This is a genomic window from Mycobacterium sp. (genome assembly GCF_052144515.1).
Lineage (GTDB): Bacteria > Actinomycetota > Actinomycetes > Mycobacteriales > Mycobacteriaceae > Mycobacterium.
In genome coordinates this window covers 1-19,574 of sequence record NZ_JBKQQD010000288.1, presented here as the reverse complement: position 1 = coordinate 19,574, position 19,574 = coordinate 1, and the positions used below count along the sequence as shown (strand labels likewise).

At 65.6% G+C, this 19,574-nt stretch carries 24 protein-coding genes and 3 pseudogenes; 15 read left to right on the top strand and 12 right to left on the bottom strand.

What is annotated here, in order from left to right; genetic code table 11:
- Nucleotides 1-39 precede the first annotated feature (39 nt).
- Nucleotides 40-462, top strand: a complete 423-nt coding sequence (locus ACLP9N_RS18930; RefSeq protein ID WP_442408857.1) for a PPOX class F420-dependent oxidoreductase — start codon at nucleotides 40-42, stop codon at nucleotides 460-462.
- A 21-nt stretch (nucleotides 463-483) separates the two neighbouring features.
- Here ACLP9N_RS18930 and ACLP9N_RS18925 read toward each other — a convergent pair whose 3' ends face one another.
- The gene (locus tag ACLP9N_RS18925) at nucleotides 484-1,581 is read right to left on the bottom strand and encodes a F420-dependent hydroxymycolic acid dehydrogenase (protein ID WP_442408856.1); all 1,098 of its coding nucleotides are present in this window, start codon (nucleotides 1,579-1,581) and stop codon (nucleotides 484-486) included.
- Between the two features lie 111 nt (nucleotides 1,582-1,692).
- Nucleotides 1,693-1,818 carry a hypothetical protein gene (locus ACLP9N_RS18920; RefSeq protein WP_442408855.1) on the bottom strand — a complete coding sequence of 42 codons (126 nt, stop codon included), beginning with the start codon at nucleotides 1,816-1,818 and terminating at the stop codon, nucleotides 1,693-1,695.
- Between the two features lie 55 nt (nucleotides 1,819-1,873).
- Here ACLP9N_RS18920 and ACLP9N_RS18915 point away from each other — a divergent pair, with 55 nt between their 5' ends.
- Both ACLP9N_RS18915 and ACLP9N_RS18910 read left to right on the top strand, forming a co-directional pair.
- Nucleotides 1,874-2,479 carry a GNAT family N-acetyltransferase gene (locus tag ACLP9N_RS18915; protein WP_442408854.1) on the top strand — a complete coding sequence of 202 codons (606 nt, stop codon included), beginning with the start codon at nucleotides 1,874-1,876 and terminating at the stop codon, nucleotides 2,477-2,479.
- Nucleotides 2,480-2,570: 91 nt separating this feature from the next.
- Nucleotides 2,571-2,702 carry a hypothetical protein gene (locus ACLP9N_RS18910; RefSeq protein ID WP_442408853.1) on the top strand — a complete coding sequence of 44 codons (132 nt, stop codon included), beginning with the start codon at nucleotides 2,571-2,573 and terminating at the stop codon, nucleotides 2,700-2,702.
- 227 nt (nucleotides 2,703-2,929) lie between these two features.
- On the opposite strand, the gene ACLP9N_RS18905 is transcribed toward ACLP9N_RS18910, so the two are convergent.
- Nucleotides 2,930-3,328 carry a DUF732 domain-containing protein gene (locus ACLP9N_RS18905; protein ID WP_442408852.1) on the bottom strand — a complete coding sequence of 133 codons (399 nt, stop codon included), beginning with the start codon at nucleotides 3,326-3,328 and terminating at the stop codon, nucleotides 2,930-2,932.
- A gap of 66 nt (nucleotides 3,329-3,394) precedes the next feature.
- Nucleotides 3,395-4,069 carry a TetR family transcriptional regulator gene (locus ACLP9N_RS18900; RefSeq protein WP_442408851.1) on the bottom strand — a complete coding sequence of 225 codons (675 nt, stop codon included), beginning with the start codon at nucleotides 4,067-4,069 and terminating at the stop codon, nucleotides 3,395-3,397.
- Between the two features lie 70 nt (nucleotides 4,070-4,139).
- Between ACLP9N_RS18900 and ACLP9N_RS18895 the strand changes: the two genes are divergently transcribed.
- From ACLP9N_RS18895 to ACLP9N_RS18880, 4 genes are read left to right on the top strand one after another with little or no spacing between them, the layout of a single operon-like run.
- Nucleotides 4,140-5,225, top strand: a complete 1,086-nt coding sequence (locus ACLP9N_RS18895) for a ferredoxin reductase (protein WP_442408850.1) — start codon at nucleotides 4,140-4,142, stop codon at nucleotides 5,223-5,225.
- A gap of 26 nt (nucleotides 5,226-5,251) precedes the next feature.
- On the top strand, nucleotides 5,252-6,361 hold the full coding sequence (locus ACLP9N_RS18890; protein WP_442408849.1) for a fatty acid desaturase family protein: 1,110 nt from the start codon (nucleotides 5,252-5,254) through the stop codon (nucleotides 6,359-6,361).
- A 42-nt stretch (nucleotides 6,362-6,403) separates the two neighbouring features.
- On the top strand, nucleotides 6,404-6,919 hold the full coding sequence (locus tag ACLP9N_RS18885) for an SRPBCC family protein (RefSeq protein ID WP_442408848.1): 516 nt from the start codon (nucleotides 6,404-6,406) through the stop codon (nucleotides 6,917-6,919).
- Nucleotides 6,919-7,968 carry an LLM class flavin-dependent oxidoreductase gene (locus ACLP9N_RS18880; protein ID WP_442408847.1) on the top strand — a complete coding sequence of 350 codons (1,050 nt, stop codon included), beginning with the start codon at nucleotides 6,919-6,921 and terminating at the stop codon, nucleotides 7,966-7,968. Before ACLP9N_RS18885 ends, ACLP9N_RS18880 begins: the two co-directional genes overlap by 1 nt.
- On the opposite strand, the gene ACLP9N_RS18875 is transcribed toward ACLP9N_RS18880, so the two are convergent.
- Together ACLP9N_RS18875 and ACLP9N_RS18870 are read right to left on the bottom strand one after the other, a co-directional pair.
- Nucleotides 7,965-9,068 (bottom strand): DUF1214 domain-containing protein, encoded by a 1,104-nt coding sequence (locus tag ACLP9N_RS18875; RefSeq protein WP_442408846.1) that lies wholly within the window; start codon nucleotides 9,066-9,068, stop codon nucleotides 7,965-7,967. The two genes, ACLP9N_RS18880 and ACLP9N_RS18875, sit on opposite strands and share 4 nt — an antisense overlap.
- On the bottom strand, nucleotides 9,065-9,652 hold the full coding sequence (locus tag ACLP9N_RS18870; RefSeq protein ID WP_442408845.1) for a TetR/AcrR family transcriptional regulator: 588 nt from the start codon (nucleotides 9,650-9,652) through the stop codon (nucleotides 9,065-9,067). Before ACLP9N_RS18870 ends, ACLP9N_RS18875 begins: the two co-directional genes overlap by 4 nt.
- A 97-nt stretch (nucleotides 9,653-9,749) precedes the next feature.
- On the opposite strand from ACLP9N_RS18870, the gene ACLP9N_RS18865 reads away from it, so the two are divergent.
- Nucleotides 9,750-10,925 carry a sulfotransferase family protein gene (locus ACLP9N_RS18865; RefSeq protein WP_442408879.1) on the top strand — a complete coding sequence of 392 codons (1,176 nt, stop codon included), beginning with the start codon at nucleotides 9,750-9,752 and terminating at the stop codon, nucleotides 10,923-10,925.
- Between the two features lie 327 nt (nucleotides 10,926-11,252).
- Here the strand turns inward: ACLP9N_RS18865 and ACLP9N_RS18860 are convergent.
- The 3 genes and pseudogenes from ACLP9N_RS18860 to ACLP9N_RS18850 all read right to left on the bottom strand — a co-directional run.
- A pseudogene (locus ACLP9N_RS18860) lies at nucleotides 11,253-11,486 on the bottom strand (zinc-binding dehydrogenase); the annotation flags it as partial.
- A 109-nt stretch (nucleotides 11,487-11,595) separates the two neighbouring features.
- Nucleotides 11,596-11,808, bottom strand: a complete 213-nt coding sequence (locus ACLP9N_RS18855; protein ID WP_442408844.1) for a TOBE domain-containing protein — start codon at nucleotides 11,806-11,808, stop codon at nucleotides 11,596-11,598.
- Nucleotides 11,809-11,859: 51 nt separating this feature from the next.
- Nucleotides 11,860-12,495: a TetR/AcrR family transcriptional regulator gene (locus tag ACLP9N_RS18850; RefSeq protein ID WP_442408843.1), complete on the bottom strand. Its 636-nt coding sequence runs from the start codon at nucleotides 12,493-12,495 to the stop codon at nucleotides 11,860-11,862.
- Between the two features lie 139 nt (nucleotides 12,496-12,634).
- Here ACLP9N_RS18850 and ACLP9N_RS18845 point away from each other — a divergent pair, with 139 nt between their 5' ends.
- Nucleotides 12,635-13,960, top strand: coding sequence for a cytochrome P450 (locus ACLP9N_RS18845; RefSeq protein ID WP_442408842.1), 1,326 nt, complete (start codon nucleotides 12,635-12,637; stop codon nucleotides 13,958-13,960).
- A gap of 60 nt (nucleotides 13,961-14,020) precedes the next feature.
- Here the strand turns inward: ACLP9N_RS18845 and msrA are convergent, their stop codons facing one another.
- On the bottom strand, nucleotides 14,021-14,548 hold the full coding sequence (msrA, locus tag ACLP9N_RS18840) for a peptide-methionine (S)-S-oxide reductase MsrA (RefSeq protein WP_442408841.1): 528 nt from the start codon (nucleotides 14,546-14,548) through the stop codon (nucleotides 14,021-14,023).
- Between the two features lie 87 nt (nucleotides 14,549-14,635).
- On the opposite strand from msrA, the gene ACLP9N_RS18835 reads away from it, so the two are divergent.
- From ACLP9N_RS18835 to ACLP9N_RS18820, 4 genes and pseudogenes are all read left to right on the top strand, one after another.
- Nucleotides 14,636-15,145: a nuclear transport factor 2 family protein gene (locus ACLP9N_RS18835; protein WP_442408840.1), complete on the top strand. Its 510-nt coding sequence runs from the start codon at nucleotides 14,636-14,638 to the stop codon at nucleotides 15,143-15,145.
- Complete coding sequence (locus ACLP9N_RS18830) at nucleotides 15,142-16,185, top strand: NAD-dependent epimerase/dehydratase family protein (RefSeq protein ID WP_442408839.1); 1,044 nt, start codon at nucleotides 15,142-15,144, stop codon at nucleotides 16,183-16,185. The genes ACLP9N_RS18835 and ACLP9N_RS18830 overlap by 4 nt, the downstream gene beginning before the upstream one ends.
- 52 nt (nucleotides 16,186-16,237) lie before the next feature.
- Nucleotides 16,238-17,033: pseudogene (locus tag ACLP9N_RS18825) on the top strand (class I SAM-dependent methyltransferase).
- 49 nt (nucleotides 17,034-17,082) lie between these two features.
- Nucleotides 17,083-17,463: a DUF427 domain-containing protein gene (locus ACLP9N_RS18820; RefSeq protein ID WP_442408838.1), complete on the top strand. Its 381-nt coding sequence runs from the start codon at nucleotides 17,083-17,085 to the stop codon at nucleotides 17,461-17,463.
- Here the strand turns inward: ACLP9N_RS18820 and ACLP9N_RS18815 are convergent.
- Entirely contained in the window at nucleotides 17,460-17,816 is a 357-nt protein-coding gene (locus ACLP9N_RS18815; RefSeq protein ID WP_442408878.1) for a nuclear transport factor 2 family protein, read from the bottom strand. The genes ACLP9N_RS18820 and ACLP9N_RS18815 overlap by 4 nt on opposite strands.
- A 103-nt stretch (nucleotides 17,817-17,919) precedes the next feature.
- On the opposite strand from ACLP9N_RS18815, the gene ACLP9N_RS18810 reads away from it, so the two are divergent.
- Both ACLP9N_RS18810 and ACLP9N_RS18805 read left to right on the top strand, forming a co-directional pair.
- Nucleotides 17,920-18,831, top strand: coding sequence for a DNA-3-methyladenine glycosylase family protein (locus ACLP9N_RS18810; protein WP_442408837.1), 912 nt, complete (start codon nucleotides 17,920-17,922; stop codon nucleotides 18,829-18,831).
- A gap of 45 nt (nucleotides 18,832-18,876) precedes the next feature.
- Nucleotides 18,877-19,176: pseudogene (locus ACLP9N_RS18805) on the top strand (Dps family protein); the annotation flags it as partial.
- Here the strand turns inward: ACLP9N_RS18805 and ACLP9N_RS18800 are convergent.
- The gene (locus ACLP9N_RS18800) at nucleotides 19,158-19,451 is read right to left on the bottom strand and encodes an EAL domain-containing protein (protein WP_442408877.1); all 294 of its coding nucleotides are present in this window, start codon (nucleotides 19,449-19,451) and stop codon (nucleotides 19,158-19,160) included. The pseudogene ACLP9N_RS18805 and the gene ACLP9N_RS18800 overlap by 19 nt on opposite strands.
- Nucleotides 19,452-19,574: the final 123 nt, after the last annotated feature.

Below are 19,574 nucleotides of genomic sequence, written 5' to 3'. Positions count from 1 at the left end.
CCGGGAATTAAATGGCCAGCGAGGCGGTACAACGAACGTATGAAACTCAACGACGCCGCACGTGACCTCATCGGAAAGGGTGCCGACGCCACCCTGGTCACCCTCAATCCCGACGGCAGCCCGCAGGTGTCCCTGGTCTGGGTCGCACTGCAGTCGACACCGGACGGGGACGAACTCGTCACCGCCCACCTCGCCGAACACAAGAAGGTTCGCAACGTCCGCAACGATCCCCGGGTGGCCCTCACGATCGCCGCGGTGGGAGATGTGGCCCCGGAGCTACGGTCCTACCTCGCGGTCTATGGCACCGCCCGGATCGTCGAGGGCGGTGCGCCCGAGCTCTTGAAACAACTCGCCCAGACCCTGTCCAACCCGGACGTGTTTCCGCCGGCCGGAGCACCGCCTGGAGTCCTGACGCGCATCCACATCGACAAGATCGGCGGCATCGGCCCCTGGGTGTCCTGAACCTGCTGCGGTGCAACCGATTTAATGCAGCTTGGGTAGGACGTTGGTGCGGTAGAAGTCGATCGCGCTGATGGGGTCGTCCTGGGGAAAGTGCAGAAACGGAATGGCGCCGGCGTCGATAACCGTCTGCACGGCAGCGATGTGAGGGGCGGGGTCGGTGCCGACCGTCCAGTTGCCGAGGACTTTGTCAATGGGATTTGATTCGGCGGCACGCTGGATCTCGACGGGATTGGGCTGGTCGACCGCCCCGGCGGTGAACCGCCATAAGGCGGCGGCGCGGGCGGCTTGGGCGTTATCGCCGACGACGGCGAACAGTTCGGCGCGTTTACCAAGGCCGGCGGCGTCGCGCCCGGCGGCTTGGGCGCCCGCGTTGAACGCGGCGAGCAGTTTCGTGTTCGTGACGTCCCGGGCCTGGGTGATCCAGCCGTCCCCGTATTGACCGGCCAGTGTTGCGCTTTTGGGACCACTGGCAGCCACGAAGATCTGCGGCGGCTTGGGCGGTTGGTCGTAAAGCTTCAAGGCATTCGTCTGAAAATATCTGCCCGTGAACGAGATTCGGTCACCGCTCCACAAGATGCGGATCAGTCCGATCGCTTCGATCAGCCGGTCGTGGCGCTCGGTGTAGCGGCCGAAGGTATTGGTGGCGGCCTGTTCGTTGAGTCGTTCGCCGGTGCCGAGCCCTAAAAACACCCGTCCCGGACTCAAGATCGCCAGTGAGGCGAATGCTTGGGCCACCGTGGCCGGATGGTAGCGGTAAATGGGGCAGGTCACCCCCGTGCCGAACTCGATGCGGCTGGTGCTGCTGCCCACCAGGGCCAGGGTCAGCCAAGGAAACATCGAATGACCCTCGTTGTCCTGCCACGGCTGAAGGTGGTCGCTGGCCCACACATATTGAAAGCCGGCCTTTTCGGCGGCCTGGGCTTGCGCCACAAGCTGATCGGTGCGGAACTGTTCATGCGACAAAATGACGCCCACGCCCTTGCCCGGCGAGGGCTCCGGACCGCTGGACATGGCGTGCTGGGAGGTCGGCCCGCCGCAGCCGCCCGATAACCCGCCGGTGCCGGGCACGCCGAGCCCGGCAGTCATCCGCCCAAACGCCCGCCGCGAGATGCCGGTCACCCGATCAAGATACCCGCCGCGCGGCCCGCTACATCCGGCGGTTTCGGGACGGGCGCGGGTGGAAATTGCGAGCTTTATGGCGCGGGGTGAGCATCCCCAGCGCACACCGCTTTACGGCGTGTGCTTGTTGGCGGGCGCATTCTTTTCGTGCTGGCCGACCTCGTCGATCCACATCCCGTGGCTTTCGATCGTCATCTCTCTGTTGGCCGCCATTGCCGCGGTGGTCGGCTTCGTCATGACTTTCCGCGACTACTCGTTTTAGCCGTCCCGGTCACCCGCTAGCGTGGCTCGGGTGGCTCCCCAGGCACGTCCAGCGCGCAAGGTCGATGTCCGCGAGCTGTCACGCACCTTGGCACGGGCGTTTTATGACGACCCCGTGATGGTCTGGCTGCTTCCCGATGAGAAGCCGCGGACCGCGCAGCTATACCGGTTGTTTGCGACGATGACCCGCCATCACCACCTGGCTCGTGGCGGCGTGGAGGTCGCCTGCGATGGACCGGACATCGGCGCGGCGGCGCTCTGGGATCCGCCCAATGAATGGCAAGAAACGCGCTGGGCACAGCTGGCGATGACGCCAACGTTCATCCGGGTATTCGGCGCGCGTTCGATGCGGGGACGCGCGGTGCAGGAACTGATGAAGCGCGTACACCCCGAAGAACCGCATTGGTATTTGGGTGTGATTGGAAGCGATCCAACGGTGCGCGGCAGGGGTTTTGGGCAGGTGTTGATGCGGTCGCGCCTGGACCGTGTTGACGCTGAACGTGCGCCTGCTTATCTGGAGTCGACCAAACACCAGAATATTGGTTATTACCAACGGTTTGGCTTTGAGGTGACTGACGAGATCGTGCTACCGGACGGCGGTCCCACCATTTGGCCGATGTGGCGGGCGCCGCGCTGATTTCCGCAACTGGTGTTCGGTGTGGGGTATCTACTGCTGATTTAGCCGAAACGCTTAATTGGGCGAGCGGGATTTCGTTGCTGAGTTTAAATTGGTTAGCAGTGCGTTGTTGTTGGTCGCCGGCATTCGTGGTGCCACCGCCGGTCTCGGCGGAGCCGGCGGCACCGGCCCCGCCGGCCTGGGTAACGCCGGCTCTCCCGGCCCCACCGGAAAGCCGTTCTGAGACTTCATGGCTACGTGCTCGCAGGTCTCGCTGAGCGGCTGAGGAGCTGAGGAGGGAAAGCCCGCACCTTTGCACGCTGTGGTATGCCTGGTAAGGCTTGACATTCAGCCTTTTCGCGATTGGCCAACCCAGAAATACCGCGCTGGACTGGGTCCGTCTAACGCCACTGACGGCACCGACCACCGCCAGGTGAGCGGTGGCCGTTGCCGTTGTAGCGGCGGCGTCGCCTAGGAAATCGGCACGTTCATCGGCCCGCCCGGCACTGGTGTCGGATTGACGATCGGCACTGGTGTCGGATTGACGATGGATTTGTACTGCGGGCAGTATGCGGCGATGGCCGACCCGGTGAAGAGGGAGCTGTCCGCGATCGACAGGTTGGTGTCGGTCGCCACGCCGGAAACAACATCGTTAATCGATGCGCCGGGGTTGCCGTCCAATTGGCCGCAAACGTCGGCCTTGGCTACCGAGATCGCCTTCTCGAGGGTGCCGTACTGCAGGCCGAAGCCATCGAGGGCTTGGAGGAAGTAGTCGTCGGCGACGTCCGCCCGGGCCGGCGCCGGAACCCCGGTCCCAGCGATCCCAGCCGCCACGATGGCCGCCGCGGTGAGAGATGCGCGGTAGTACATGCGCCGCAGCGTATGCGCCTGCGCGGTCGGTCACACCGGGAATCGGAAATTCTCGTCTAGCCCAGGTCAGGGGCTGCTTCGCCAGCCGGCAATACCGATGGCGATCATCCGCAGCTGTTTGACGGCGACGCGCCGGATCTCTTCCAGCGCTTCGGCGCTCTGGGCGTCCTCGATCAGCTCGGCGGTGGCGATCATGGCGTTGACGAAAAGCGTTGCCAGCACGTTGAGGTCTTCGGTGCTCCAGGCGTTGAGCCCGGGGAAGCGCGCCAGGTCGGTGGCCAGCTCGGAGGTGATCAGCCGGATCTCGGTGCGGATGGCGTAGCGCAGCACCGACAGGCCGCTGGAGCGCTCGCGGCCGATGAGGCGCCAGTGCTCGCGTCGTTCGGCGACGCTGCCCACCAGGATCTCGACGGACGATTCGATGACCCGGGTCGGGTCGAGCTTGCCCGCGCGCGCTCCACGCAGGGTGTCGCGCAGGGTGCGGAACGACTCGTCGATCAGCACCAGCCCGAGGGCCTCCATCGATTCGAAGTGACGGTAGAACGCCGCGGGCACGATTCCCACCTCGCGGGTCACCTCGCGCAGGCTGAGGCTGGAAAAGCTGCCGTCCTGCAGCAGCTTGAGCGCCGCGGCGATGATGGCGCGCCGTGTCGCCTCCTTGCGCTCCTCGCGCGAGGGGGTTTCGCGTGAACGGTCCCGCCCCGACCGGCGTGGGTGTGAGCTAGGAGCACGGCTGTTCACTATGTGAAACCTACCACATACCAGCAAAAAAGCCTTGACTAGCTGGGGTGTCTAGCCGCACGGTGTACATATGTTCACTCAAACTTCCACTCGGACTCTTGCTCAGAGTTTACGCAGGCGAGTTCTGAGTTCAGACCTGGTAGACCTGCTCACCGGTCCGCACGGCATCGACCGCTACACCGAACTGGTGGCACCGACCTGGACGATCGGCGAGGCCCGGGCCAAGGTCGTCGACGTGCGCCGGAGCACTCCGCGCAGCGTCACCCTCACTCTCGCTCCGAACCAGACCTTTACCTCCACCTACTCCGTCAAGGCCGGTCAGTACGTCAACCTCACGGTCGACATCGATGGCCGCCGGCACACTCGCTGCTACTCGCCGGCCAACGCCGAAGGCGGTCCCAACCTCGAGCTGACGATCGGTCGCCACGACGGCGGGCTGGTCTCGACCTACCTCTACGAGCATGCCCGTCGCGGCATGGTGGTCGGCCTGGCCGGCGTCGGCGGCGACTTCGTGTTACCCGAGGAGCGGCCCCGACGAATCCTGTTCGTCTCGGGCGGGAGCGGCATCACGCCCGTCATGGCGATGCTGCGCACGCTGGTCGCCGAGGGCCACCGGGGCGAGATCGCGTTCGTCCACTACGCGCGCACCCCGCAAGAGGCGTGCTACCGCGACGAGCTGGCCGCACTCAGGCGCGTACGGGTGCTGCACGGCTACACCCGATCGGGCGCCGGCGATCTCGTCGGCTCCTTCGGACCGCAGCATCTGGCTACCGCGATGCGGTCGCCCGACGTGGTGTTCGTCTGCGGGCCAACCACTTTGGTCCAGGCCGTCCAGCAGCACTGCGAGAACGTGTACACCGAGAGCTTCGTGCCGCCGGTGTTCGAGCCGCCAGTGAAGCCGTCCGGTGGCCGAATAACATTCGCGGACAGCGGTATTGACGTCACCGACGACGGCCGCTCGCTGCTGGAACAGGCCGAATCGGCCGGCCTGACACCACAGAACGGATGCCGAATGGGCATCTGCCACACCTGCACAAGGCGCAAGACCGCCGGCACCGTGCGAAACCTGACCACCGGCTCGGTCTCCACCGTCCGAGACGAAGACGTGCAGATCTGCGTGTCCGTCCCGGTCGGCGATGTCGAGCTGGCCCTCTAGTCCAACCAGACCCAAAAGGAAAAGCCATGCCAAATAACACGATCGCCCTCACCCCCGAGCAGGCCGAAGCATTCGGCCGCGAACTCGACGCCATCAAAGAACGCGTGATAGCAGACCTCGGCGAAAAGGACGCCGACTACATCCGTCGCGTCATCAAAACCCAGCGCGCGCTGGAAGTGGGTGGGCGCGCCCTGTTGTTCCTGCCCCCGGCGTGGCTGCTGGGTACCGGGATGCTCGGCATCGCGAAAATCCTGGACAACATGGAGATCGGCCACAACATCATGCACGGTCAGTACGACTGGATGCGTGACCCGGCGATCTCCGGCCAATCCTTCGAGTGGGACACCGCCTGCCCCGCCGATCAGTGGCGGCATTCGCACAACTACATGCATCACACCCACACCAACATCGTGGGCATGGACCGCGACATCGGCTACGGCATCCTGCGGATGAGCGAAGACCAGAAGTGGAGCCCGTATTTCCTGGGCAACCCGGTCTACGCGTTCCTGCTGATGGTGCTGTTCCAGTACGGCGTCGCGCTGCACGAAATGGAAACCGAGCGCATCACCTCCGGTGAAATCAAGCTTGCCGACAAGCGCGACGTGCTGCGCGCGATCTGGAAGAAGACCCGCCGCCAGACGCTGAAGGATTACGTCGCCTTCCCGCTGCTGGCCGGCCCGTTCGCGCCGTTCGTGTTCAGCGGCAACCTCACGGCCAACCTGATGCGCAACGTGTGGTCGTACATGATCATCTTCTGCGGCCACTTCCCGGACGGCACACAGGAATTCACCGTCGAGGAGACCAAGGATGAGTCGCGCGGCAGGTGGTACTTCCGTCAGGTCCTCGGTTCGGCGAACCTGACCGGCGGCAAGTTCTTCCATCTAATGTCCGGCAACCTGTCGCACCAGATCGAGCACCACCTGTTCCCGGACGTTCCGGCGCGCCGGTACGCCGACATCGCGCCCGAGGTGCAAGAGATCTGCGAACGCTACGGCGTCCCGTACAACAGCGGCCCGCTGCCGCGGCAGTTCGGCACCGTCGTCCGCAAGATCGTCAAGTTGGCCTTCCCGGAGTCCTGGCCTCTGCGGCGCACGGCCCAGGGCAAGCCAGCCGATCGAGTCCCAGCCGCCGCGTAATTGGCGGGTGTCGCCCACCTCCGGGTGGGGGACAATGGGGCCGTGGAATGGACCGGCGCCCGCTACGCGGACAACCCAACAGTGGAAGCATCGACATGGATCGACGTCGATCCAGAGCGGGTCTGGAGTCTGGTCTCCGATATCCAGCTGATGCCGACGCTCAGCAACGAGCTGCAGCGGGTGGAGTGGGCCGACGGAGCCGACAGGCCCCGGGTGGGTGCCCGCTTCGTCGGATACAACGAGCACGAGGCGTTCGGACAATGGAGCTCCACCTCGCAGATCATCGAGTACGACGAGCCCCGTGAATTCGCTTGGGCGGTAGGCGACCCCGACAATCCCTCGGCGAAGTGGCGCTTTCGGCTGACGCCCCGCGACGGGGGTACCGCACTGAGCTTCTGGATGCAGATGGGCCCGGGACGCTCGGGCTTGTCGGTGGCGATCGACTCGATGCCCGATAAGGAACAAAAGATCGTTTTCGTGCGGCTGCGTGAGTTCGAGGCCGCGATCGACAAGACTCTGGCGGCGATCAAGCGGCTGGCTGAACACGGGGTGCGGTGATGCGGACCGCGACGACGGTCGAATTGTCCGGCACGGGTCGCGATGTCAGTGAAATCGTGGCATTTGTCGTCGAGGCGGAAAAGCTGGGGCTGGACGTCTGCTGGGTCGCGGAGGCATGGGGTTCGGACGCGCCGTCGGCGCTAGGCTATCTCGCGGCGCGGACCAGCCGGATGCTGCTCGGTTCGGGGATCCTGCAGCTCGGCATCCGGTCGCCGGTTCTGGTCGCCCAGACCGCGATCACGCTATCTAATCTGTGCTCTGGGCGGTTTCTACTCGGCCTGGGCGCGTCCGGTCCGCAGGTGATCGAGGGCCTGCACGGCTCCTCGTTCAACCGGCCGCTGACCCGCATGCGCGAAACCGTCGACATCGTGCGGCAGGCGTTTGGCGGCGGCAAAATCTCATACTCCGGCAAAGAGTTTCAGATCCCTCGCCCCGGCGGGGAAGCGGTGCCGATGCGGTTGTCGACGCGTCCAGAGCACGACATCCCGATCTACCTGGCCGCGCTCTCGCCGGCAATGTTGCGGTTGACCGGAGAGGTCGCCGACGGATGGCTGGGCACCAGCTTCGTCCCGGAAGGCGCCGGGGACGCCTACTTCGCCCACCTCGACGACGGCCTGGCGGCTGCCGGCCGCACTCGTGCCGACATCGACATCTGTCAGGGTGCCGAAGTCGCCTTCGCCGCCGACGAAGACGAACTCACCAGCATGGTCGCCGACCGCAAGAAAGAACTCGCGTTCAGCCTCGGCGGCATGGGATCGTCGAGCACGAATTACTACAACCAGGCCTACAGCCGGCAGGGCTGGGCCGAAGTCGCGGGCGAGGTACGCCAGCGCTGGCGGGGCGGCGACCGCGACGGCGCGGCCGGGCTGGTGACCGACGAGATGGTGCTGGCCACCACCCTGATCGGGACTCAGGAGATGGTGCGGGCGCGACTCGCTGTCTGGCGAGATGCCGGCGTGAATACCGTGCGGCTGTATCCGGCGGGGGACACGGTGGATGCCAAGCTGGCCATCCTGGGCCGGGCCAGCGAGCTGGTCCGCGAGGTTTAATACACGTCGGTCGGCGCGTCCGATGTCTTGAGGAGTTCTACCTCCGGCCGTGCCGGCACCCCGTCGGCGAGGAACCACCGGAAGGCGAGGTTGCCACGTGGATAGCCCAGCGCGGTCAGTGAATTCGGGTGTGCCGTCATGCCGCGGGACAAGACGATCGTCACGGAGCCGTCACTATTGAGCACTGCGCTGTGGCCGTTGAGGGAGCAACGAGCATCTGAGGCTCCATAGGTGGCCATGAACTGGTTCCACACCACCAGGTTCCAGAACCTGCACGACGGCGGCCGGTGCCTGATGACCAGCGCTTCGTCGTCGTCGAGCACGAAACTGCCGTATGAGTAGCAGGCGTCGCGCGCCGACCAGCCGAAGTTGGCGTCGGGCACCTGGTAGGGGTCGGCGAATTGGTTTGCGGCATGCGCGGTTTCGTGCCCGAGTGCGTGCTTCTCGTCCGTGCGCGTTCCGACGGCCAGAGGAACGATGGCGAACATGGTGCGCAGCCAGGTGGCCGTCGCCCGCAGACGTGCGGCGGTCTCCGCGTCGCCGTGCCGTAGCGGGTCGGGCTCGTCGAGCGCTTCGATTTGCCAGGAAACCGGGCGGCCGGTCAGCGGGTCGGCCTGGTAGTCACGGGTCATCAGCACGGCGGCGTCGGGTGTCGCGGGAAATTCGAAACTGAAGTTGCCGTCGGCGCCGATGTCGAGGTCGGTGTCCCGGATGATCGCAACGACCCGGTCCGACCACGCGCCGGGCGATGGTTCGTTGTACGCCGTCACCGAGAAGTACACGCTGTCGCCCTTATTGCCGCTGATGCGGTAGCGCCGCGTGGGCTCGACGGGGCAGATGAGGTAGTACGCGTCGGTGTTGTCGCCGCCCCAGCGACGATCGCGCCGGAACGGCGTGTTCACCGCGACGAACTGCGGCCGGCCGGGTTCGGGGAACAGATAGGTGTCGAACGCCACGCCCAATGTGGCGGCGAGCATCCGGTAGCCGTCGGCGATGTGCCGGTCGTCGGTGACCGCGCGGTCGCCCTCGAGGAAGCCGCGGTCCAGTTCCCCGACGGTCGCCAGCAGCTCTCGCCACGCGGCGGTCGATTCGTTCGTCATGCGCTGATTCCCTTCAGGAGCAACGTGGTGGTGCTATCGACCCAGGTGTCGTCGAGTTCGGCGGGGCGCGTGAGCAGGCCCATCAATGTGATGCCGGCGATGGCTTCCGTCAATTGGGAGGCGAGCTCGCCGGCGGTCACGTCGGCGCGGACCTCGCCCCGCGCCGCGGCTCTTTCCAGCAACTCGGCGAGCCCACCGCCGATGATGCCGGCGAACCGCTCCAACAGCGCCGAATGCAGCGTCGGATCCGCCGCCATCTCGCCGACCAGCCCCGGCAGCGCCGCCGTGGCGGCCGGTGTCGTCAGGAAAACCATTGCGCGGCGCACCATTTCGCGCAGGTCCTCGGGCAGCGATCCGGTATCGGGAATGGCCGTCGCGGCGCCGATCGGGAACACGGCCTCGTACACGAGGTGCGCTTTGCTCGGCCAGCGCCGGTAGATCGCCGGCTTGCTGGTGCCGGCCCGCTCGGCGATGGCGGAGACCAGCAGCCCCGGATAGCCGGTTTCGGAGAGAAGCTCAACCGTGGCGCGCAGCACCGCACCGTCGATGCGTGAGTCACGGGGTCGGCCAAAATCAACAACCATTACGAAACTCAGAGTAACATAAGTCGCCGTGACCCAAGTTCGTCTTGACGACCTGGCCGAACCTCGATTCAGCACGGAGGCCCAGCAGATCCTCGACATGATGGCCACGCTGGCCCCGCAGTGCCCGTTGGATGCCGACGCGCTGCACGCCCAGGCCAGCGCCGACACCGGCATGCGCGATTTCGGTCCCGACGACTACCGCGAACGGTTCGACGTCTACCTCGCCGCGCTGCGCGAGATCGACGGTCTGCACGACGCCGGGGTGGTCAACTTCTACGGGCAACTGCTGCAGTTGCTCAAGAACCGGCTCCTGCTGGCCGACCTGTTGAGCCGGCACCCCGAGATCGACGACATCGAACTGCGGCCGCCGGTGGTGATCGCCGGGCTGCCCCGCACCGGCACCACCCACCTGCACAATCTGCTGGCGGCGGCGCCCACCTTCCGCACTATGCCGTACTGGGAAAGCGTCGAGCCGTTCCCATTGCCGCAGGAGGTTGGCCGGGACCCTCTATTAGAGCCGGATCCGCGGCGGACGCGGATGGACGTCGCGGTCGGGGTGATCAACATGGTGATGCCGCATTTCGCGCTCATGCACGAGATGACCACCGATCACGTCCACGAAGAGATCCAGCTGCTCGCCAACGACGTGTCCACGATGCTGTTCGAGACTCTCGCCGACGTTCCGCGCTGGCGTGACTACTACCGGGCCCACGACCAGACGCCCCACTACGAATACCTGGCCACCCAGCTCAAGGCGATGCAGTTCCTGCGCGGGGGGCGGCGCTGGCTGCTCAAGTCGCCCCAGCACCTCGAGCAGGTGCCGGTGCTGGATCGCGTTTTCCCCGGCAGCATCGCCGTGTTCACCCATCGCGACCCGGTGCCGGTGGCGTTGTCGATGGTTGCGATGATCACCTACTCCGCCCGCATGCACCGCGCACCGGTGCCGGTGGAACAGATCGCGAATTCCTGGATCGACCGTCTCGAACAAATGCTGAACGCGCTCGTCCGCGATCGCGACACCATCGGACCCGACCGCTCGATCGACATCCGATTCGACGATTTCATGGCCGACGAATTCGGGGTTGCCGAAAAGGTCTACGCCCTGGCCGGCGAACCGTTCACCGAACAAGCGCGCAGCGCTGTCGCTGACTATCTGAGTGGCCACCGGCGCGGCCGGCTGGGAAGCGTCGAAACGTCCTACGAGATGTTCGGGCTGCGGGAGGACGATCTGCGTTCCCGATTCGCGCCGTATGTCGAGCGATTCCTGGAGTAGCTGTGGGCGCCTGGGCGGGCACAACGGACATCGTCTTTGCGGAAGACCGGTGTGACAGATGTGGCCGACAAATACCCCACAGGGCGCATGGGTCACATTTACCACACTGGGCTCTGGGGGGAGTCGGCTACAATTTGCCACCTCAGCGCGACAACATGGCTGATTCGTTTGGCCTGCTAGACCGAACGGCCACTGGATAATCCACCAGCGAGCACGGCGTGGCACCGGATACGAGCCTGCCTCGACGCCGATTCATAAACTGCGGCGGTGCTTTTCGGCGTGTCGTATGCGTGGTTTATGTGTCGCGGCGTGTGTGCCGGGCTTTTCTCAAGGCTTGACCAGGATGCGGATCGGGTTGCCCTCCTGACGCTCCAGCTTCTCGATGCCCAACGCGACATCTTCGAGTGAGACGATCTCGCTGATCGAACGCGACACGTCAAGGCGCCCACACGACACCAATTTCGCCAGGGTTGCGATGTCGACGTTCTGGTAGCCGAGGTGGCCGAGCACCTGCTTGCGGGTCAACCCGAACACTGCCGTGGGCCCGATGGTCGGCGCCTGACCTTGATCAGAACCTCGCCGGGTCCCGGCTCGGGGATCGGAACAGCTTCCAGCGCAACATTTTTGGTGTCGGCATAGAAGCTTTCGGCGCGCACGGTGGCGGCCACGGTTATTCGACGCCGATCGTCACTTCTGTCGACTTGATGAATACCGTCGCGGGCTGACCGACCGCCAGGCCGAGGTCAAGCGCGGCATCTTTGGTCACCGAGGAGGTCACGATCTGATCGCCGCCGTCGAGTCGAACCTTCACGACCGCCATCACGGTGCCGAGGTCGACTTCGGTGATGGTGCCCTTGAGCTGGTTTCGGGTGGATAGCCGCATCGCAGTCCTTAAGTTTCTTGGCGGTTTGCGATGAGCCTAGGCGACGTGTGCTCAGTGTCGAGGCCCGAGCAGCGCTACCGACGCATCCACTCCCGGTTCGACGATCTCCCGGACGGGTCGTCCATCTTCGACGGCAAGCGCGGTCAGTTCACGCAGGCCGCCCAGCAGGATCACGGCCAGCGGCGCCGTCAGCGGCGGCAGATCAGCCCGCCGAAAGCCCGGGCTGGCACTGAGATCGATGAGCAGGTTGGACAACAGCTGCAACCCGCGGCGCTGGACCGGGCGGGCGGCGGCACCCAGCGACGGGAGTTCGCGAATCCAGCTCAAAGTGATGGCCGGCCGGGCCTCGATATATCCGACGTATGCCTCGACCGCCTGACGGATCTGCCGGTGCCAGTCGGCTTCGGGATCGACCGCTGCCTGGATGCTGTCGCCGAGCCTGTCGATGTCGGCGCGCAACAGCTCCAGAAAGCACTGCTCCTTGCCCGGGAACTGGTCGTAGAACGTCCGCTTCGACGTGCGGGCGTGGCGGACGATGTCGGCGACTGTGGTGGCACGGTATCCGCGCTCACCGATCGAGGCGGCGAGGCCGTCGAGCAGCCGCAGCCGAAAAGGGTCCGGCTTGGCTACCGGCTCGCCGAGAGCCGCGTCGCCGGCCACTGCTGTCGCCGCTGCCGCTGATGTCACGCCCGGCCCCCTTTCGGTGAATACGGGACCTCGAAAGACCTTGTCATCTTTGGTACCACAGAGTACCGTACCGGCAAAGCCCCGGTACACCGCGGTACCAGCCCCGAATTCGGGGGCCAAATGTTGGGAGCACCCCGCCATGAGCGAAGCAGTCGTCGCCCCGCCGGCGTCACCCGCAGTCCGACTGCCCCCTGCCACCCGGCTCCCAAAGATGTTCCAAGGCATGGCCTTTGCGATGTCGCGGCGGTGGATGATCCGGCATCTGGTGCGCCGCTACGGCAACGTCTTCACACTGAACGTGCCGATGTTCGGCCGCGTCGTCGTGGTCGCCGACCCGGAGCTGGCCAAGCAGATCTTCACCACCAGCCCCGACGAGCTCGGCAACATCCAGCCCAATCTCAGCCGCCTGTTCGGAAGCGGGTCGGTGTTCGCCCTCGATCGCGAGGAGCACCGCCGTCGGCGACGGTTGTTGGCGCCTCCGTTCCACGGCAAGAGCATGAAGAACTACGAGGCGATCATCGAAGAAGAGACCCTGCGTGAGACCGCGAAATGGCCCGAAGGCCAACCGTTCCCAACGCTGCCGTCGATGATGCACATCACGCTCAACGCCATCCTGCGCGCGGTCTTCGGGGCCGACGGGGCCGAACTCGACGAGCTGCGCCGGCTGATCCCGCCCTGGGTCACCCTCGGCTCGCGCCTGGCAGCGTTGCCGAAACCCAAACGCAGCTATGGACGCTACAGCCCGTGGGGCCGATTGGACGTGTGGCGGCGCCAGTACGACGTCGTCATCGACAAACTGATCGCCGACGAGCGGGCGGACCCGAACTTCGCCGATCGAACCGATGTGCTCGCGTTGATGCTGCGAAGCACCTACGACGATGGTTCGGCCATGTCGCGCAAGGACATTGGCGACGAACTTCTCACCCTGCTGGCCGCCGGGCACGAAACCACCGCCTCCACGCTGGCCTGGGCGTTCGAGCGGGTAACCCGGCACCCGGATTTGCTGGCCGCCTTGGTCGAGGAAGCCGACAGCGATGGCCAGGAGTTGCGTCAGGCGACGATCCTGGAAGTCCAAAGGTCCAGGACCGTCATCGATTTCGCGGCTCGCAGCATCTACCCGCCGGTCTACCAACTCGGCGAATGGGTCATTCCGCGCGGCTATTCGATGATCGTCAGTATCGCGCAGATACACGAGAACCCCAACGTCTTTCCCCACCCGGAACGTTTCGATCCGCAGCGGTACGTGGGAGCCAAGCCGTCCGCCTTCGCGTGGATTCCGTTCGGCGGTGGCACCCGCCGGTGTGTGGGGGCCGCATTCGCCAACATGGAGATGGACGTGGTGCTTCGAACGGTGTTGCGCCACTTCACTATCGAGACCACCGATGCCCCCGCGGAGGGCTGGTACTGCCGCGGTGTTGCCTACACCCCGAAAGATGGCGGACAGATCGTCGTGCGCCGGCGCTGAGTCTGCGGTGACGTCACCGAGCCTGCATCCAGGGCCTGGGACCGGCCGAAAACCTGGCCCTCAGTGCAGGGTCGGCGTGTTAGCGTCAGCCCGTCGCGGCAGCTTCCAGCCGGGACGCACGTAGTGGCAGGTGTACCCATCGGGGTAGCGCTCTAGGTAATCCTGATGCTCGGGCTCGGCCTCCCAGAAATCCCCGGCCGGGCTGACCTCGGTCACGACTTTGCCGGGCCACAGGCCGGACGCCTCGACGTCCGCGATGGTGTCCAGCGCGATTCGCTTCTGCTCGTCGTCGAGGTAGAAGACGGCCGACCGGTAGCTGGGCCCCATGTCGTTACCCTGCCGGTTCTTCGTTGTGGGGTCGTGGATCTGGAAGAAGAACTCCAGCAGCGTGCGGTAGTCGGTGACCGCGGGGTCGTACACGATTTCGACGGCCTCGGCGTGCATGCCGTGATTGCGGTAGGTCGCGTTGGGGACCTCGCCGCCGCTGTAGCCGACCCGGGTCGAGAGCACGCCGGGCTGCTTGCGGATCAGGTCTTGCATTCCCCAGAAGCAGCCGCCGGCGAGGATCGCTTTTTGGGTGTTTGTCATGCTGTGTTCCTCCTGAGCGCCCGGGAACCAAAGACGTTCCCCAGGCTACACTCCGGCGATGACCTGCAACGGCGCCAAGGAGCCCAGATGACCACGCGAGCGTTCTCGCGTAGCGAACTTTCGGGCGCGTTCGACAAATTTGAGGAGACGGTCGCCCGGGCCGCCGAAACACGCGACTGGGACGCCTGGGTCGCTCAGTACACGCCGGACGTCGACTACATCGAGCACGCGGCGGGCACGATGAAAGGTCGCGAGCAGGTGCGCGACTGGATTCAGCGGACGATGACCACCTTCCCGGGCAGCCACATGATCGCGTTCCCGACGTTGTGGTCGGTCATCGACGAGTCCACCGGAAGGATCATCTGCGAACTGGACAATCCGATGGCCGACCCCGGTGACGGCAGCGTCGTCAGCGCAACGAACATCTCCATCGTCACCTATGCCGGCGACGGCCTGTGGTGCCGCCAGGAAGACATCTACAACCCACTGCGCTTCCTGAAAGCGGGGCTGAAGTGGTGCCGCAAGGCGCAGGCCCTGGGCACGCTCGACGACGCCGCTGCGCGCTGGATGCAGGAGAACGGCGGTGGGCAGCAGTGAGCACCAAACCCAAACTGGACAAATTGGTCATCGGCGCCAACGGTTTCTTGGGTTCACACGTCACCCGCCAGCTGGTCGCCGACGGTGAACAAGTGCGGGCCATGGTGCGGCCGACCGCCAACACCCGCGGCATCGACGACCTTCAGGTCATCCGCTTTCATGGCGACGTCTTCGACACCGACACGTTGCGCGAGGCGATGGACGGTGTCGACGACGTGTACTACTGCGTCGTCGACACCCGCGCCTGGTTGCGTGACCCGGCGCCGCTGTTTCGCACCAACGTCGAAGGCCTGCGCAACGTTCTCGACGTCGCCGTCAAACAACCCGACTTGCACCGGTTCATCTTCACCAGCACCTACGCGACGGTGGGCCGGCGGCATGGTCACGTGGCGACCGAGGACGACGTGATCGGCTCGCGCGGATTGACTCCCTACGTTCAATCCCGGGTTCAGGCCGAGAATCTGGTGATGCAGTACGTGGCCGAGGCCGGCCTGCCTGCCGTCGCAATGTGCGTCTCGACGACCTACGGCAGCGGCGACTGGGGCCGCACCCCGCACGGCGCCTTCATCGCCGGCGCGGTCTTCGGCAAGCTGCCGTTCGTGATGAGCGGCGTCCAGCTGGAAGTCGTCGGCGTCGACGATGCCGCCAGGGCAATGATTCTCGCCGCAGAACATGGGCGCATCGGCGAGCGCTACCTGATCTCCGAACGGATGATCCCGCTGAAGGATGTGGTGCGCATCGCTGCCGACGAGGCCGGTGTGCCGCCGCCGGCACGCTCGATCTCGGTGCCGGCGCTGTATGCGCTGGGCGCGCTGGGCAGCCTCAGGGCCCGGCTCACCGGCAAAGACGCCGAACTCAGCCTCAAATCGGTGCGGATGATGCGCGCCGAAGCCGATGTCGATCAGAGCAAGGCGGTCCGCGAACTGGGCTGGCAGCCGCGTCCGGTCGAGGAATCGATTCGCGAGGCCGCCCGGTTCTGGGCCGCGATGCGTACCGCCGGGAAAAACAGGAAGAACAGCGCCGCCGCCCAACCCGAATAAGCTCGCCCACGTGGAGCGCATTCGTGTCGACTTGAACGGGCCGCCCCAAACCATGCTGGCGACGCTGTACGCCAAGGCGCTCGACGCCGATGCGCTCCGCTCGATCCTGGGGGACCAGCACGCCAAGGCGGCTGTCGCGCGCATCAACTACGACTGGGAAGCAACGGGTATCAATGCGCGGCAGGCCCCGTCGGTCGCCATCCGCACCCTGCACTTCGACGACTGGACCCGCCAATTCCTGGCCGTGCATGAGGAAGTCACTGTGCTGCACGTGGGTTGTGGCCTGGATGCGCGCGTGCATCGGCTGGATCCGCCCGCGGGTGTGCGGTGGTACGACATCGACTACCCCGAAGTCATCGGACTGCGCGAACGCGGGTATCCCGGTCGGGCGAATTACCGGATGCTGGCGGCGTCAGTGACCGACCCGTCCTGGCTGGCCGAAATCCCGGCCGACAGCCCCGCCCTGCTCGTTGGTGAGGGCCTGACGCCGTACCAGGGACGACGGGCTGGCGCTGCTGCGTCGTGTCGTCGATCGGTTCCCTTCGGGCGAACTGCAGTTCGATGCGTTCAGTACGTTCGGGATTCGCTCGTCGCAGCTCAGCAACCCCATCGTGCGCCGCTCGGGTTCGAGGCTGCACTGGGCGACCAACGGGCCCGCCGACATCGTCGACGCGGTTCCGGCGGCCCGTCTTTTGGCCTGGCAATCGGCATTCGACAGCCACACATTCGATTTGCTGACGCCCGTGAACCGCTGGTTGGGCAGGGCGATGGCTGCAGTAGCGCCATTGCGGAAGTTTGGGCAGTACCACCGCTACGCATTCGGGCAGCCCGAGATCGGGAAGCGTTGAGCGCCGGTCGGTGTTGCACCAATCACCTGCGTCTGAGGAGGAATCAACCATGGCCCACCGGGAAGTCTTAGAACCCAGCGCTGGACACCCGATCACCATCGAGCCGACCAAGGGACGGGTGCAGGTTCGCGTCAATGGCGAACTCGTCGCCGACACCACGGCGGCGCTGGTATTGCAGGAGGCCACTTTGCCTGCGGTGCAATACATTCCGCTGGCCGACGTCGCCGAAGACCGGCTGACCCGGACCGACACCGCCACCTACTGCCCCTTCAAGGGAGACGCCAGCTACTACAGCGTGACCACATCGGCCGGCGATACCGTCGAGGACGCGATCTGGTTCTACGAACAGCCCTATCCCGCGGTCGCGGCGATCGCCGGGCACGTCGCCTTCTACCCCAACAAAGCCGAGATCACCGTCTTAGCCGATTAACTGAGCCCGGGAAATACCGACGCCGCCACCCGGGTGTCGCTGTATTCGCGCATCGCCACGATCAACCCGTCGCGGGTATCGAAGATGCAGACGAACGGGCTGTCATAGCGGGCTCCCGTTTCCGTGGTGGCGTCGACATGCCCTTCGATGACCACCGTTTCGCCCTCGTTGACGCAGCGGATCAGCTCGATGTTGACCTCTGGGAGAAGGTGTTTGCGTTGCTCGATCGCCGCACGCAGCGTTTCCTTGTCGAAGGAAGTACCGGTGATGATGCTCCAGTGGGTGAAGTCGTCGCTGAGCAGCGCCAGGCCTTCCTCGATATCGGCGCCATCGCACAGGCACTGCAGAAACATCCAGGCCAGTTCCGCCTGCGGGTCGTCGAACGGCGTGGTCACATGGTCATAGTGTCTCGGTAGACAGATCGCGGTCAATCATGGCGGCCAGGGAGCTATTGAGGTGAAGAGCGAGCGCACGGTCACGTTCCCCGGCACCGCCGGCTTCAGGCACACGCTGGCGCCGCTGCGCAGGGGTCCACGAGACCCGAGCTTTCAGACCGCCGAAGACGGCACCATCTGGCGAACCAGCCTGCTGGCCACCGGCCCCGTCGCGGCGCGGATCAGCCGCGCGGCGCCCAATGCCGTCCACTGTGCGGCGTGGGGCGGGGGAGCCGAGGAGTTCATCGAGCGGCTGCCCGCGCTGCTGGGTGCCGATGACGACGCCTCCGATTTCGCGCCGACGGACCCGACGGTCGCTGCCGCGCACCGACGGGTGCCGCATCTGCGCATGGGCCGCACCGGACAGGTGCTGGAAGCGTTGGTTCCGGCGGTCATCGAGCAGCGGGTGCCCGGCGCCGATGCCTTCCGGTCCTGGCGGGTGCTGCTGACCAAGTACGGGACACTGCCGCCCGGCCCCGCGCCGGCCGGCATGCGTGTCCCGCCATCCGCGCAGGTGTGGCAGACCATCCCGTCGTGGGAGTTCCACCGCGCCAATGTCGACCCCGGGCGGGCCCAGACGGTGGTGAGCTGCGCGCGTCGGGCTGCGTCGCTGGAACGCCTGGCATCGTGGCCGGCGGCGCAGGCGCGCGACGCGTTGACGTCGCTGCCGGGAGTCGGGGAGTGGACCGCCGCCGAGACCGCGCAACGGGCGTTCGGTGACGCCGATGCTGTTTCGGTGGGCGACTACCACATCCCGAAGATGATCGGCTGGACGCTGCTAGGTCGCCCGGTCGATGACGGCGTCATGCTGGAACTGCTGGAACCGATGCGACCGCATCGCCACCGCGTGGTTCGCCTGCTTGAAGCCAGCGGAATGGCATACGAGCCGCGCCGCGGCGCCCGGCTGCCTGTGCAGCACATTCGCTCGATTTAGCGAGGGCCGCGGTTAGCGATCGAGGTATCGGGTTACCCGTGATTGATGACACAGTTCACGATTCCGGGCTTGACGGACAAGCAGGGGGCGCGGCTTGCCGAACTGCTGCAGAAGCAACTGAGCACTTACAACGATCTTCATTTGACGCTCAAGCACATTCACTGGAATGTCGTGGGGCCCAACTTCATCGGGGTGCACGAGATGATCGACCCGCAGGTCGACGCGGTGCGGGCTTATGCCGACGAGGTTGCCGAGCGCATCGCGGCCCTCGGGGCGTCGCCTAAATGCACTCCGGGTGCGATTGTCAAGGATCGCGCCTGCGATGACTATTCGGTCGGCCGCGACGCAACCGGCACGTCGACGGATGCGGCGTGCCACACCACAGCATCGTCGAGCGCCCTGTTCACCACGAAATCGTTGACAGGTCCCATCAGGCCCTCCCGACGGGCCAGGGGCAGGAACTCCTCCGGTGCGAGGATGCCGCGCTCGGGGTGGGGCCACCGCAGCAACGCCTCGACGCCCACGATCTTCGTGGTGCGCAGGTCGAACTTGGGCTGATAGACCAGTGTCAGCTCGAGCCGGTCGATGGCCTGACAAAGTTCCCCCAGAAGCTTGACCATCGCCGCTCCGTCGGACGCAGCCAAAGGTGGCGCGCCCCGCCGCAACAGGGCCTTATCAATGGTGTCGGACGACTGCATTTCCGGTTTGAAGGTGTGCACTCCGCCGATCCGTGACCGCTTGCC

Coding starts and splice junctions, on each gene's coding strand:
- ACLP9N_RS18930 (WP_442408857.1), top strand. CDS start 40: ATGAAACTCAACGACGCCGCACGTGACCTCATCGGAAAGGGTGCCGAC.
- ACLP9N_RS18920 (WP_442408855.1), bottom strand. CDS start 1,818: ATGACGAAGCCGACCACCGCGGCAATGGCGGCCAACAGAGAGATGACG.
- ACLP9N_RS18905 (WP_442408852.1), bottom strand. CDS start 3,328: ATGTACTACCGCGCATCTCTCACCGCGGCGGCCATCGTGGCGGCTGGG.
- ACLP9N_RS18895 (WP_442408850.1), top strand. CDS start 4,140: ATGTTCACTCAAACTTCCACTCGGACTCTTGCTCAGAGTTTACGCAGG.
- ACLP9N_RS18890 (WP_442408849.1), top strand. CDS start 5,252: ATGCCAAATAACACGATCGCCCTCACCCCCGAGCAGGCCGAAGCATTC.
- ACLP9N_RS18880 (WP_442408847.1), top strand. CDS start 6,919: ATGCGGACCGCGACGACGGTCGAATTGTCCGGCACGGGTCGCGATGTC.
- ACLP9N_RS18875 (WP_442408846.1), bottom strand. CDS start 9,068: ATGACGAACGAATCGACCGCCGCGTGGCGAGAGCTGCTGGCGACCGTC.
- ACLP9N_RS18870 (WP_442408845.1), bottom strand. CDS start 9,652: ATGGTTGTTGATTTTGGCCGACCCCGTGACTCACGCATCGACGGTGCG.
- ACLP9N_RS18865 (WP_442408879.1), top strand. CDS start 9,750: ATGATGGCCACGCTGGCCCCGCAGTGCCCGTTGGATGCCGACGCGCTG.
- ACLP9N_RS18855 (WP_442408844.1), bottom strand. CDS start 11,808: ATGCGGCTATCCACCCGAAACCAGCTCAAGGGCACCATCACCGAAGTC.
- ACLP9N_RS18845 (WP_442408842.1), top strand. CDS start 12,635: ATGAGCGAAGCAGTCGTCGCCCCGCCGGCGTCACCCGCAGTCCGACTG.
- msrA (WP_442408841.1), bottom strand. CDS start 14,548: ATGACAAACACCCAAAAAGCGATCCTCGCCGGCGGCTGCTTCTGGGGA.
- ACLP9N_RS18835 (WP_442408840.1), top strand. CDS start 14,636: ATGACCACGCGAGCGTTCTCGCGTAGCGAACTTTCGGGCGCGTTCGAC.
- ACLP9N_RS18820 (WP_442408838.1), top strand. CDS start 17,083: ATGGCCCACCGGGAAGTCTTAGAACCCAGCGCTGGACACCCGATCACC.
- ACLP9N_RS18815 (WP_442408878.1), bottom strand. CDS start 17,816: ATGTTTCTGCAGTGCCTGTGCGATGGCGCCGATATCGAGGAAGGCCTG.
- ACLP9N_RS18800 (WP_442408877.1), bottom strand. CDS start 19,451: ATGGTCAAGCTTCTGGGGGAACTTTGTCAGGCCATCGACCGGCTCGAG.